The sequence below is a fragment of the Rhodococcus sp. I2R genome (genome assembly GCF_020889545.1).
GTDB lineage: Bacteria > Actinomycetota > Actinomycetes > Mycobacteriales > Mycobacteriaceae > Rhodococcoides.
Genome location: NZ_JAHUTG010000007.1, coordinates 201,975 through 214,513, shown reverse-complemented (window position 1 = coordinate 214,513; position 12,539 = coordinate 201,975). Strand labels below are relative to the sequence as shown.

Sequence of the window (12,539 nt, the reverse complement as noted above, 5' to 3'; positions counted from 1 at the left end):
CTTTACGCTCCTAGGTTGACTGGACGCGGATGGGTCTTGCCGCGAGGAAAGCAGGCGATGCCGGCGATGACCACGGCGAGGACGGTGAGCGGCGCTGCCCACTGAAGCAGCGGGAATTCTCCGGTGGGGTTGAAGATCTCGGCGCGCGGCCAGGACAGGTTGATCACCATCAGCCCGCCGTAGAGGACTGCGACGAGGTTGACGGGAACTCCGACACGTCCGAGGGTGAAGAGTTTGTTTCCTTCGGCGTCGAACGCAATGCCGCCGTTCGGCCAGCCTTTGAGTCGCTGCACCAGCAGCGGCACGGTGACCATGAGGTACGCGAGATAGATCAGCACGATGCACACGCTGGTGAGTGTGGTGAACAGGGCGGCGTTGCCGACGTTGACGGCCAGAACTGCGATGCAGGCGAGTCCGATGAGGACGGCAGGCGCGATGGGCGTTCCGGTTCTGGGGTTGACCGTGCACAGCAGCTTCGACCCCGGCAGCCGTCCGTCGCGGGCCATCGAGAACATCAGTCGGGTTGCTGCCGTCTGAATTGCCAAGGTGCAGATGAAGACTGCGATTGCCACATCGACCAGCAGAACAGTGCCCCACGGTGAGGTCAGGATGGAGTCGATGACGTACGGCAGGCCCAGCGTCGCGAGATTACCGTCGGTCAGTGAGGGTGCCGCCATGAGTGCGCCGACGATCATCACCCCGCCGCCCAGCGCGGAAGCGGACAATGCGAGGCGGATGGTGCGCGGTGCTACGCGTCGCGGGTTGTGAGTTTCCTCGGCGAGCTCACCGGCCGAACCGAATCCGACCATGACGTAGGCAGCCATCAGGCCCGAGACGATCCAGGCCCAGATGTATCCGGATTCCGTACCGGGAGCGCCGGTGTCGAGTACCACCTGCGGACCGCGCTGGGCGTGGGTGAAGAACACGAGCACCAGTGCGATGACGCCGACGATTTCGCAGGTGACGCCGATGCTGTTGATGCGCGCCATCCAGTTGACGCCGATCGAGTTGATGGTGGTCGTCATGACCAGCAGCACCGATCCGAGGATGACGGCGTTGGTGGCTCCACTGGGTGAGGTGAGGGCGGGGTCGTCGCCGACGAGTTGGAAGCCGCTCCAGATGCTGGGCAGGACCACCTGCAATGCGATGGCGGCCGCTGATGCGGTCACGATCTGCGCGATGATCATGAACCACCCTGCGAACCAGCCGACGATCTCCCCGCCCATGCGACGCGACCACTGGTAGATCGCACCCGAAATAGGGTATCGCGCTGCCAGTTCCGCGAAGTTGAGGGCAACCATGAACTGGCCGAGGAACACCAGGGGCCAGGTGAAGAAGAAGGCGGGTCCGCCGAAGCTGAAACCGAGGGCGAAGAGCTGGAAGATGGTGGTCAGGATCGATACGAACGAGAATCCGGCGGCGAACGAGGCGAACTTGCCGAGTTTGCGGTGCAGCTGCTGTTCGTAGCCGAGCTCGGCAAGGTCGGAGTGATCGCGGCTTGAAATTGTTGGGCTGGTGGGGCCCTCGGGTGCGGGCAGGGTAGTCGAGCTCATGTCTGGCTCCTGATAAGAGGAAGAGTGACCGCCCGTCTGCGCTGCCGGTGCGGGGTTTCTGTCACTCGATAGTTTTCCCGTCCGTGATGCCTTTCGGGTGTCGTGCATGTATCGAACGACGGCACTCGTGAAACAACCGTGTTTCCTGTATTTCGATCAAGTGACAGAAATTTCACACGAGTCGATTCGATGCCAGGATGTACAGCATGACCACTGCAGGCCGACCGAGGTTGAGCACGAAGAAGCGGCCGGGTGAAACCGCCCGAGACGAGATACGGGACGCCGCCGCAGAACTGTTCACCACCCGCGGCTACACCAACACCTCCACCCGGATGATCGCCGACGCAGTCGGCATGCGGCAGGCATCGCTCTATCACCATTTCGCCAACAAGGACGAGCTCCTGGACTCGCTGCTGAGTGGAACCGTCGACGAACCCCTGGCGGTGGGCCGCGCCGTACGCGACTCCGATGCCCCGGCCGTAGAGAAGATGTACGCCCTCGCGTGGTGTGACGCCGACCAGCTCTGCCGCTCGAAATGGAACCTCGGTGCGCTGTACCTCCTGCCGGAACTGCGCGAGGACCGTTTCTCGACATTCCGAGCCCACCGGTACGCGTTGATGGACCTGTACAGGTCCATCGCCACAGAAGTCGTCGCCGAACCCGCATCAACCGTGCCGGGAGTCTTGGATCTCCCCTTCCGGCTCGTCGAGAGCGTGGTGAACACGCGAGCAGATACCGAGTACGGCCGTGATGCCGAAGGTGCCGACTACGCGAGTGTCATCGCCGAGGCCGCCGTGCGGGTTCTCGGGTTCACCGGACCGATCGCCGCCGTGCGCGCGGGAGCCGAAATCCTTCTCGAACGCGGAACCGCCATACTGGACCGGTGAGCGAGCTACCCGATGGCTAAGAAGAAGCAGCAGTCATCGGGGCCCGTCGCCGGGGTCTACGACACCGATACCGGCACATGTGAACTGGTTCGCGACACCCTGACCGCCGACGGCTGGACGATCCTCGTCAACGGCGTACCGAGCTCGCACATCGATATCGACGACCCCACCCAACTCGACTTCGAGTACATGCGGTGGATGGCCGGGCTCGTTCGTCATCACCCGTTCGCGAGCGACAAACTCCGCGCGCTGCACCTCGGCGGCGGCGCATGCACTCTCGCCCGCTGCTTCGCAGCCGAGTACCCCGACGCGCGGCAGGTGGTCGTCGAACTCGACGGCAGGCTGGCCGAACTCGTTCGCGAATGGTTCGATCTACCGCGCGCGCCGCTGCTGCGTATCCGCGTCGGTGAGGCCCGCGAGGTGACCGAATCGCTCACCCAGGACAGCCGTGACCTGATCGTTCGGGACGTCTTTGCCGGGGCCGTGACACCGCCGCCGCTGCTGACCGTCGAGTTCACCGAGCACGTCCGACGCGTCCTCGCCCCCGGCGGCATGTACGTCGTCAACTGCGGCGACACCCGCGATCTCGTCACGACCAAACGCGAGGCCGCCACGATCGGCAGCATCTTTCCGCACACGGCGATGATCGCCGACCCGGCGATGCTCAAGGGCCGCCGATACGGCAACGTGGTCATTGCAGGCAGTGATGTGCCCCTCGGCGGTGATCCGGCGCTGACACGCGAACTGCTCGGCGGCGCAGTGCCGGCACAGATGTGGACGGACGAACGGGTGCGTGAGTTCGCCCGCGATGCGAAGGTGCTGCGCGATTAGGGTGGGCCGGGTAACCCTCAACCGATCTGGAGATACACATGGCGATCATCGCAATGCTCGATCTGACCTTCGATCCCGCCAAGCTCGACGACGCCAAGGTCGTCCTCGCTCGGGTCCTCACCGAGACTCGTGCGTTCGACGGCTGCCAAGGTGTCGACGTGCTCGTCGACGCCGACAACGAGGCTCACTGGATCGCCTACGAGCGCTGGGATTCCGCCGAAGCCGACGCGAAGTACCGCGAGTTCCGGGCCGGCGAAGGCAAGATCACCGACCTCGGCCCACTCCTCGCAGGCGCACCCGCGCTGACCAAGTACACGATCTCCAGCGTCTGACGTTCCCTTACGTCAGTCGGTGCCGGACTCGATGGCCGCGTGATCGAGTGCCTCGGAATTGACTCCGGCGCCGTCGCTCGTGGAGGCCGAGATCGCTTCCGCGCCGCCCTGGGTGACGTCACCGATGAGGTCTGCCCACGCGGTGTGCTGCTCCTGAGCCGCGTACTGCTCGAGCTTGCTGCGCGAATCGGCGATGTCGAGGTTGCGCATCGTCAGCTGACCGATTCGGTCGCCGGGGAAGAAGGCCTGGCCCTGGCTGCGTTCCATCGACAGCTTCTCGGGGTGGTAGCTGAAATTGGTGCCCTGGGTGTCGACGATGGTGAAGTCCTGGCCACGGCGCAGACGCACCGTCACGCTGCCGCTCACCACGTTGCCGACCCACCGCTGCAGGCCCTCACGCAGCATCAGCGCCTGCGGATCGAACCAGCGTCCCTCGTACAGCAGGCGTCCGAGTCGACGGCCCTCGTTGTGGTACGAGGCGACGGTGTCCTCGTTGTGGATGGCGTTGACGAGGCGCTCGTACGTGATGTGCAGCAGCGCCATGCCTGGAGCCTCGTAGATGCCGCGACTCTTGGCCTCGATGATGCGGTTCTCGATCTGATCGCTCATGCCCAGGCCGTGGCGACCGCCGATGGCGTTGGCTTCCATCACCAGGTCGACGGGGCTCGCGAAGGTCTTGCCGTTGATTCGGACCGGATGGCCCTTGTCGAATTCGACGGTGACGTCCTCGGTCTCGATTTCGACCTCGGGGTCCCAGAAGCGGACACCCATGATGGGCGAGACGATCTCGAGCGAGGTGTCGAGGTATTCCAGGCTCTTGGCCTCGTGCGTGGCGCCCCAGATGTTGGCGTCGGTGGAGTACGCCTTTTCCGCGGAATCCCGGTAGGGCAGGTCGCGGTGGGTGAGCCACTCGGACATCTCGTGGCGGCCACCGAGCTCGGTGACGAACGCCTTGTCCAGCCAGGGCTTGTAGATCCGTAGATTGGGGTTGGCGAGCAGACCGTAACGGTAGAACCGCTCGATGTCGTTGCCCTTGTAGGTGGATCCGTCGCCCCAGATGGAGACGTCGTCCTCGCGCATGGCCGTCACCAACAGGGTGCCGGTGACCGCGCGGCCGAGTGGGGTGGTGTTGAAATACACCTGGTTGGCCGATCTGATGTGGAAGGCGCCGCACGTCAGCGCGGCGAGACCCTCCTCGACGAGTGCTTCGCGGCAGTCCACGAGGCGGGCCTGCTCGGCTCCGTACGCGAGACCGCGCTCGGGCACGTCGGACAGATCGGGTTCGTCGTACTGGCCGATGTCAGCGGTGTAGGCATAGGGGACAGCGCCGTGTTCGCGCATCCACGCCACCGCGACGGAGGTGTCCAAGCCGCCGGAGAATGCGATGCCGATGCGCTCACCGACGGGAAGTTCGTGCAGTACCTTGGTCACGCCAGCATGGTATCGGTCTACTCGGTCAGCTCGAAAACGGCACCGGCGAGGATCGACCCGTTGACCTGAATTTCGAGCACATGCTCGCCCGGGTAATAGCGACGCGTGGTGATGGGACGGAACGAGTGCGTCCGCGTGATCGTCGTCGTCGATCCGGGCGCGAGCGCGCGGGTGGTCAGCTTGAACACCTTCGGACTTCGCTTGCCGTTGGCACGGACATGATGGATGACGTAGTCGACGGCCACGGACTGCTCGGAGTCCGCAGTGTTGGCGAGATCGAAGCGGATCGTGACGGACCCACCCGTCGGTACCTCGTTCGGCGTCACCTCCAGATCTCGGGCCTCGACACCCTCGGTCGGTGCGAAACCGAGAAGCGACAGGGCGCCCGGATCGCCCTTCTTGATCAACGAGCGCAGTGCGCGTCGGACGAGTTGTGTGGTGTGTGCGTCCGGATCGGCCATCCACGCCGCAGCCCGATCCACGACCAGGGTGGGATCGGTCCGACTCAGATCGTTGAGGTGATTTGCAACCGAGCGGCGTACGAACTCGGAATCGTCGCGGTAGAGCGCGTCGAGAATCGCGGTCGTGGCGTCCGGTCGGGCAGTGAGCGCTTCGACCCGTCTGGCCCATGGCAGAAACGGGCGGGTTCCCTCGGATGCCAGTCGGCGAACGTGCGGATCCGGGTGGTGCGTCCACTCCAGGGCCGTATCGAGGGTTCGATCGAGATCGGCGTCCATGAACGTCCGGATCGCGAATTCACCCGTCAGGCGAGAGGTCAGCCAGGCGAGAAGGGCTAACCCGGAGTCGAATTCGGCTACACCCTCCGAAGTCGCACGTACCGCGAGTGCCTCGCTGATCGGCCAGATCATCCAACCAGTGAACTCGTCGTTCGTCAGTGCGGCTTCGATAGCGGCCTCGAACTGCGGGTAGTCCGCCGGTAGTTCGGCGAGTAAGGCGTCGCGGACGATGCGGGCGCGATCACTCAGGCTCAGGCCGTCGAACTCGCCTGCCGTAGCGGAGGTCGCCGGCAAGTCGCCGCCGAGGCAGTCGACCAGATTGTGGACGACATTCGCGCCGAGCAGCTCGTCTGCAGTCGGCATCAGACCATATCCTTCTTGGTCATCCATCTCAGAATCGGCCAGCCCAAGAACACCGGAAGCCAGCACGTCAGGACACGGTAGAGAAGCACCGACGGTACCGCGACACTCGCGGGAAGACCGAACGCGGCGAGTCCGCCGATCAAGGCCGCCTCGACGGCACCGACGCCTCCCGGGGTCGGGGCTGCCGCGGCGAGGGTGCCACCGATCATGGTCACGACGGTCACGGTGATGAACGTCGTCCCGCCGCCGAACGCTTGGACACTGGCCCACAGTGCTAGCGCGGCTCCGAGAGTTGTTGCCGCACAGCCGAGAATGATGATCGAGAAGCGCTTCGGGTCCATCGCGAGCTGAGCGAGTTCACCGAGCACCTCCTTGAGCTGCGGTCGTATCGCGTCGCGTAGCCACCGACGCAGGATCGGCAGGAACAGCGCCGCCCCGACGGCTCCCAGCGCAACGCCAGCGATCAGATACAGCACCGTCGGATCGGGCACGTAGCGCTCGAGCCCCGAGGATGTGCCCGCGACGATGGAGAACATGATCAGCAGGCTGACGTGGGTGATCACCTGCACCGACTGCTCCAGCGCCACCGCCGCAGTGGCCCGGACGGCTCCGAGGCCACTCTTCTGCAGGAAGCGCACACTCAGCGCCAGGCCACCCACGCCCGCCGGGGTCGTCGTCGCGGCAAAAGTGTTGGCCACCTGCATGATCACCAGATTGAAAAAGCTGACCTTGCCGAACGCGCAGGCCCACAGTGCTGCCGCGGCACCGATGTACGTCAGCGCAGACACTGCAAGGCCCAGCAGTGCCCACCACCAGTTGGCGGTGCGGAGCTCGGTCAAGAATGTCGGTACCGCACTGATGAACGGATACGCGACGTAGACGAGCGCAATCAGCAGGACGAGCTGGATGATCTGATAGCGGGAGAATCGCGTGACCTGTTCCAGCTCGATCTTCAGGGTGTCGGTCTGGTTCAGGACTTCCTCGCGCACGGCCTTCATGGTGGCGGTGCCGTCGGGAACGGATTTGAGGACCCGCGTCGGGATGGCGGCTTTGGTCAACCGTCCGGCGGCGGTGACGACGGTGTCCTCACCGAGGGTCTCGATAGCGATGCGCACGGCGCGTTCGACCCCGAACAGCGTCGAGGTGGAGATGAGTAGCTGCGCAACATCGGACTGCATCTGCGCGTCCGAGGCCCCGAGCTCGGCGAAAGCGAAACCCCCGAACAGTGCGGTGCCGTTGTCGTCCCAGATCTCGGCGCTCCGCAGATCGCCGTGCGAAATCTGTCTCTCGTGCAGCGTCTGCAAGCCGTGCCAGATGGTCACCGCCAGCGAATCCTCGGAGGACTCGTCGACGGCCTTTCCGCGCGGTGCACTGTGTGCGAACAGTGCCCAGCCGCGGTCCAGGACGGAGACCGCGAGGGGTGTACTGCTTGCGATACCCAGCTCACCGATCGCGATGCCCATCAGAGCCCTGTGCTCGACGGCTCGCCGCATCGAGGCGTGAATCGGCACGCTTTCGCTGCCACGAAATGTCAGCCATCGCCAACCCTGCTTGATCACCCCGCCGCTGCGTTGGTTCTGCCCGTACATTTCGACGACGATCTCCGGTTCCGGGCCCTCGGCGGTAGCGGAGAGCACCAGCGGTCCCGGTCCGGCCGGTTTGAGAACGGTGAAGGAGGTGACGGGATGACCACGCTTTGCCAGTAGCCGGACAGCGCCGTCCAATGGGACTTCCAGAGCCGGTGTGCCGACGACGAGCACGATCAACGCGCCGATGAACCAGCCGACCGCCAATCCCAGCAACGACCGTGCCGGAACGACGGTGCTGACGAAAAGGTGCATCGGCACGAATGCGAGAAGCAGGAACCACCAGGCACGACGCCAGCGAGCGGGAAGCCAGGGGCCCGACACCGTGAGAATCGCGGCGAGCATCGCGATCCAGCGCGAATCGTCGAGGAACTGCGCGAGGAAGGTATCCAGTCGCTCCGGCACGTCCAGATTCCACTCGGGGGTGGAGATACCGGTGCCGGTGATCGACAACGCGAGCACAGCGAGCAGGCCCGCCGCCGCGTAACCAGCGAGCAGCTTCCACTTACGGCCGGCGATCAATCCGATCAGAATGGCGAACGGAAGGGCCAGAATCGCCACGCCGTAGAGAAGGTAGACCAGGTCGGATTGATCCGGGCTGAGCACCCCGACGATGCCCGATACGGAGCTTTCCAGCGCAGCCCATTGATTGCGGGTGATGAGGGACCCTGCGATGACTGCCGCCACCAACAGGGCCGACAGGACTACTCGCAGAATGTCGCTCGTGCGGCGGATGGGCGGTTGCAGCAGCCGGCCCGTCACCGGGATTTCCCGCCCGTCGACTCGTATCGTTTGACGGATCTTTCGGTGCGGCCTCGAGATGCGTCGGCCAACGCTGGGAGTCAACCTAGCGCGCCAGACGCCGGCGAAGCTCGTTTCGTACCGCCGGCCACTCCGAGTTGACGATCGAGTACACGACCGTGTCACGCAGGGAGCCGTCGGGCATGCGCTGGTGATTGCGCAATACGCCGTCCTGCTTCGCGCCCAGGTTCGCGATGGCGGTTCGAGATTGCATGTTCATCCAGTGCGTTCGGAATTCCACTGCAATGCAGTTCAATTCCTCGAAGGCGTAGCCGAGAAGAAGCAACTTGCTGGCAGTGTTGGTGCCACTGCGGTGCGCCGACGCCGCATTCCAGGTGGAACCGATCTCCACGCGACGGTTGGCTGCATCGGCGTTCATGAACGTAGTCATGCCGATGATCTGTCCGGTGTCGTTGCGGCGCAGAGTGAACGGAAGCATCGATTGTGCCTCGAGCAACCCGAGGCGTCGGTCGATCTCGGCCGCCATCTCCTCGGGCCTCGGAACAGCGGTGTACCAAAGATTCCACAAGTCACCGTCGCGAGCGGCGTCGCACAGGCCCTCGAGATGCTCGTGGCTCAGCGGCTCGAGCGTCACGACGTCGTCGCTGAGCGTTACCGGGTGCAGAAAGGTCACATCAGGGACGATACGGGAATCATTGTTCAGGTCGAGACCCCTGCGATGCGCGTACGTCGAACGCTTCCCCGCCTCCTGGACCCAGCCGGCCTCGAGTACGACACGCTGCACGTCGTCCCAAAGCGGTGTGCCCGCTGATTCACTTCCGGCCACACGTACGGCCTCTGGAAGACGGGTATTGCGTTGTGCACCGCGCTGTCGAACAGCGCTTTGGGTGCGGGTCGCTGTCGCCGCACACCGCGAACAGATCGTTGTCGCCATCGAACACGGCCTGTCCAACGCACTCGTCGAATCCGTGAACACCAAGATCCGACTCCTCACTCGCATCGCTTTCGGCTTTGCCCGTCCGAAGTGCTCATCTCCTTGGCCATGCTCAATCTCGGAGGACACCGACCGTCACTACCCGGCCGCCGATACCCCCCCCACATCAGTAACAATGGCCGTATTTCTTGACGCAGTGGGGTTTCGTGTCAGTTGTCGATGGTTGCGCCGACGCAACTCGCTTTGATATCTTGTGCCCATCGCCGCTCCATCGAGGTGGGGCTGGAAGTGAGCCACAGGATTACTCGCCGGATGACGAGGCCTGTGGCTTGCGTAGTGTCCGGGGTCAGATGTGGTGGATCTCGACGGCTTCGCTGATCTTGTGCAAATAGCTGCTGTCTCCCACGCGGTCTTGTACCACCGCGCCGCACACGATGTCAGCCACCCAGAGCGCTGGTTCGACTCTCCCGACGCTGTGATGCACACGTAGACCCGAGGTAATCACCTTCTGTGCCCGGAACTTCTGGAGTAGATCGAGGTCGCTTTGGTCCTGATCGCCTCGGGATTCGAGCGTGATGCGGCTGCATGGCATCTTGAACTCGCTTCACTAGCCTTCGAGCGCGCTGACGCTGACGCCGTAGGGCAGGAAACGCAGCCGACGCGTGGGGTCGACGTTGTCCTTGTGGGCGCGCAGGGCATCGAGCTCGGAACTGTATACCTGGTCGATGTGGGCAGATCCGTCCTCGTCGACGGTGTAGATGGCCCACACGCCGTCACCCTTCTCGCCGGTGGTCTCCGGTTCGGGCGCCGGCTTGGCGCGCGGCGTGGCCGCTTCGCCGAAGAACGCGCCCCACGGGCCGACGGCTCCGGACCCACCGATGATCTTGCCTACCTGATCGACTACGTCCCGCAGTCCGTCGCTCGCTTCCTTGGCGAAGCGATCGAAGTCCTCGGGGTCGATATTGAACGGTCCATTGTTGGTCATCTCTCCAGTGTGCGCCTGTTCGCTCCCGGAAGCACTGGGGTCACTCCGCAGGCTCCGCTCCCGGCGTCACTGCTGCAACTGCGACCCGATGGTGTTGTGGAGCGCCCTGAGACTGTTCTGCCCGAGGGTGACGGTTTGCGACTCGATGTGCCGGAGCAGGTGACCGTCGTCGAGCACCTTCTCGCTCGACTGGATCAGGACGGTCCCGGCGCCGGTGAAGTCGAACTGGCGTTCCTCCCCGCTGTTGGCGCCGAGGAACCCGCGGGCCGCGCCGAGGAAATTTTGCATCCAGCCGGCATCGAAGTGGTGTGACGGGGACGGGCAGTCGGCCCAGCCTACGAGGGCCTCCGGGTCGATGCGCAGTGGTGGTTCGGCGAACATCACGGGCCCGTTGGATGAGGCCAAAAACTTGCCCGTGCCCAGCAGCGTCAGAAATCCGGGGACGATGGACTGCTTCAGATCCAGGGTCGGCTGGAATGCGAGCAGGTTCGATGCCCGGATGGTCAGGTTGCCGTCGTCCAGGTCGTACGAGTTGATGTTGAATCCGCGATCACCGAGGATCAGCTTGCCCTGGCCCTGCGCGAGGACCCAGTCGTTCGAGTACAGCGGCGACGAGAAGCGCGCGGCGACGATGGCCGGCATCGATGTCTGACCGAGTGGCTCGAACCGCACATTGCCGTAGTAGGCGATCATCGCGCCCTTGGATGTGAACCATGGCTGACCGTCGAGTTCGACGCAGAATGCGTAGTCGTTGCCGGGGACGTTGTCGTTGACTGGCAGGGTATACGGGGTGTGGATTTCGAGGCCCATGTGATGCTCCTGTCAGAACTTCTGCTCGGAGGCCTGGACCCACACGGTGCCCGTACCCGTCATCTTCAGCTGAATCGCTTCGCCGCTGCCACGCCCTACAGCGTCACGCCAACCGACGTTCGCCGAGATGTCGACGCTGATATTGCCGATATGGCAGACGTACGCCTGCGGATCGACGACGACCTGGGGGTGCTGCGGCCCGACCTGAAGTGGGATTGCGCCGCCGTGCGAGAGGACTGCGACGCTTCCCTGCCCGGTCAACTGCGTCGTGAACAATCCCTGCCCCGTCATAGCGCCGCGGACGGCACCGCGTACTCCGCCCTGGGAGGTGAGTGCGACGATCGAGCTCTGCAAGTAGCCGTCGTGCACCAGGAGTCGGTCGGCTTCGACGGTGAGCATGGACGAGCCGTCGAGATGAATCACCTCGACGTAGAGCCCAGCGTGACCGTAGAACACCTCACCCTGACCCTCGGCCGCCATCATCGCTACGTGTTCGCCGGACATCATCCGACCCGCCATCCCGGCGACGCCGCCCATGCTCGGCATGCCGCTGGCAGCTCCGCCCATCGAGTGTGGGATGAAGTGGACGTCGCCGGTGTAGTACAACATTGCGCCCTTGCGCGCCAACACGTTCTGTCCGGGTGCGAGCGTCGATTTGACGACTTTGCTGTTGACGAGTTCGAGTGGCACGTCAACGCTCCTCGGGTTGGATGTAGACGACGCCTTGGCCGTCGAACCGTAGCGAGAACGCCTCGCCGCTTCCGCCGCCGATAGCCGATCGCCAGGTGACGTCGGTGACGAAGCTCTGATTCAGTGATCCGCGATGCGCGACGAATGCATCGGGATCGACGACGAGGGGATATTGCGGGTCCACCGCCAGGGCGATGAGCGGACCACCCGCAGAGAGCAGTGCCACCGAACCCGTTCCGCTGACGATGGTGGTGAACAATCCCTGACCCGAGGATGCTCCGCGAAGCCCCGAGAACTTGACTTCGGTCTTGATCTGACCGGTGAGGGCGAGCAACTGCGAAGCCTCGACGTGCATCGAGTCGTTCGCCAATTCGACGATGGTGATGTCCTGCGCATCGACGGCAAAGTAAACGATGCCTTTCCCGGAAACCTCCATGAGAGACAGGGATTCGCCGGTGACCTTTTGTTTGAGCGCGGCACGCAGGCCCCCCCCGCCCATGCCGGCGTTCTTGAAGGCGACGTCGCCCTCGTACGCGACCATCGATCCGGAGATCGCGCGCAGCGAATCGCCAGTGAGATTCGCGACGAGCACGCGGTGCCCGTTGGTTGTCAGCTGAGCCACGGGAAGACTATGCCAC

The 12,539-nt window shown here is 64.1% G+C and carries 13 protein-coding genes; 4 read left to right on the top strand and 9 right to left on the bottom strand.

Going from position 1 to position 12,539, the window contains the following annotated elements:
- Positions 1–2: 2 nt before the first annotated feature.
- On the bottom strand, positions 3–1,553 hold the full coding sequence (locus tag KVY23_RS09675; protein WP_230556228.1) for an amino acid permease: 1,551 nt from the start codon (positions 1,551–1,553) through the stop codon (positions 3–5).
- 206 nt (positions 1,554–1,759) lie between these two features.
- On the opposite strand from KVY23_RS09675, the gene KVY23_RS09670 reads away from it, so the two are divergent.
- The 3 genes from KVY23_RS09670 to KVY23_RS09660 are packed head-to-tail and all read left to right on the top strand — an operon-like array spanning position 1,760 to position 3,603.
- Positions 1,760–2,440 (top strand): TetR/AcrR family transcriptional regulator, encoded by a 681-nt coding sequence (locus tag KVY23_RS09670; RefSeq protein WP_206508728.1) that lies wholly within the window; start codon positions 1,760–1,762, stop codon positions 2,438–2,440.
- A gap of 12 nt (positions 2,441–2,452) precedes the next feature.
- Positions 2,453–3,271 (top strand): spermidine synthase, encoded by an 819-nt coding sequence (locus KVY23_RS09665; protein WP_230556227.1) that lies wholly within the window; start codon positions 2,453–2,455, stop codon positions 3,269–3,271.
- A gap of 38 nt (positions 3,272–3,309) precedes the next feature.
- Positions 3,310–3,603: a putative quinol monooxygenase gene (locus tag KVY23_RS09660; protein ID WP_075839278.1), complete on the top strand. Its 294-nt coding sequence runs from the start codon at positions 3,310–3,312 to the stop codon at positions 3,601–3,603.
- Positions 3,604–3,615: 12 nt separating this feature from the next.
- Here the strand turns inward: KVY23_RS09660 and argG are convergent, their stop codons facing one another.
- The 4 genes from argG to KVY23_RS09640 are packed head-to-tail and all read right to left on the bottom strand — an operon-like array spanning position 3,616 to position 9,155.
- Positions 3,616–5,034, bottom strand: coding sequence for an argininosuccinate synthase (gene argG / locus KVY23_RS09655; RefSeq protein WP_230556226.1), 1,419 nt, complete (start codon positions 5,032–5,034; stop codon positions 3,616–3,618).
- Between the two features lie 17 nt (positions 5,035–5,051).
- Positions 5,052–6,134, bottom strand: coding sequence for a DNA alkylation repair protein (locus KVY23_RS09650; RefSeq protein ID WP_230556225.1), 1,083 nt, complete (start codon positions 6,132–6,134; stop codon positions 5,052–5,054).
- Positions 6,134–8,509: a lysylphosphatidylglycerol synthase transmembrane domain-containing protein gene (locus KVY23_RS09645; RefSeq protein ID WP_206509115.1), complete on the bottom strand. Its 2,376-nt coding sequence runs from the start codon at positions 8,507–8,509 to the stop codon at positions 6,134–6,136. Before KVY23_RS09645 ends, KVY23_RS09650 begins: the two co-directional genes overlap by 1 nt.
- Before the next feature lie 58 nt (positions 8,510–8,567).
- The gene (locus KVY23_RS09640) at positions 8,568–9,155 is read right to left on the bottom strand and encodes a GNAT family N-acetyltransferase (protein ID WP_230556224.1); all 588 of its coding nucleotides are present in this window, start codon (positions 9,153–9,155) and stop codon (positions 8,568–8,570) included.
- Between the two features lie 127 nt (positions 9,156–9,282).
- Between KVY23_RS09640 and KVY23_RS09635 the strand changes: the two genes are divergently transcribed.
- Complete coding sequence (locus KVY23_RS09635) at positions 9,283–9,663, top strand: transposase (RefSeq protein WP_374108708.1); 381 nt, start codon at positions 9,283–9,285, stop codon at positions 9,661–9,663.
- A 360-nt stretch (positions 9,664–10,023) separates the two neighbouring features.
- On the opposite strand, the gene KVY23_RS09630 is transcribed toward KVY23_RS09635, so the two are convergent.
- From KVY23_RS09630 to KVY23_RS09615, 4 genes are all read right to left on the bottom strand, one after another.
- Positions 10,024–10,401 (bottom strand): hypothetical protein, encoded by a 378-nt coding sequence (locus tag KVY23_RS09630; RefSeq protein WP_075837875.1) that lies wholly within the window; start codon positions 10,399–10,401, stop codon positions 10,024–10,026.
- Positions 10,402–10,467: 66 nt separating this feature from the next.
- The gene (locus KVY23_RS09625; RefSeq protein ID WP_230556223.1) at positions 10,468–11,211 is read right to left on the bottom strand and encodes an AIM24 family protein; all 744 of its coding nucleotides are present in this window, start codon (positions 11,209–11,211) and stop codon (positions 10,468–10,470) included.
- Between the two features lie 12 nt (positions 11,212–11,223).
- Entirely contained in the window at positions 11,224–11,901 is a 678-nt protein-coding gene (locus KVY23_RS09620; protein ID WP_230556222.1) for an AIM24 family protein, read from the bottom strand.
- Position 11,902: 1 nt separating this feature from the next.
- Positions 11,903–12,523, bottom strand: coding sequence for an AIM24 family protein (locus KVY23_RS09615; RefSeq protein ID WP_374108707.1), 621 nt, complete (start codon positions 12,521–12,523; stop codon positions 11,903–11,905).
- Between the last annotated feature and the right edge of the window lie 16 nt (positions 12,524–12,539).

Coding starts and splice junctions, on each gene's coding strand:
- KVY23_RS09625 (WP_230556223.1), bottom strand. CDS start 11,211: ATGGGCCTCGAAATCCACACCCCGTATACCCTGCCAGTCAACGACAAC.
- KVY23_RS09675 (WP_230556228.1), bottom strand. CDS start 1,553: ATGAGCTCGACTACCCTGCCCGCACCCGAGGGCCCCACCAGCCCAACA.
- KVY23_RS09665 (WP_230556227.1), top strand. CDS start 2,453: ATGGCTAAGAAGAAGCAGCAGTCATCGGGGCCCGTCGCCGGGGTCTAC.
- KVY23_RS09660 (WP_075839278.1), top strand. CDS start 3,310: ATGGCGATCATCGCAATGCTCGATCTGACCTTCGATCCCGCCAAGCTC.
- KVY23_RS09670 (WP_206508728.1), top strand. CDS start 1,760: ATGACCACTGCAGGCCGACCGAGGTTGAGCACGAAGAAGCGGCCGGGT.
- KVY23_RS09650 (WP_230556225.1), bottom strand. CDS start 6,134: ATGCCGACTGCAGACGAGCTGCTCGGCGCGAATGTCGTCCACAATCTG.
- KVY23_RS09630 (WP_075837875.1), bottom strand. CDS start 10,401: ATGACCAACAATGGACCGTTCAATATCGACCCCGAGGACTTCGATCGC.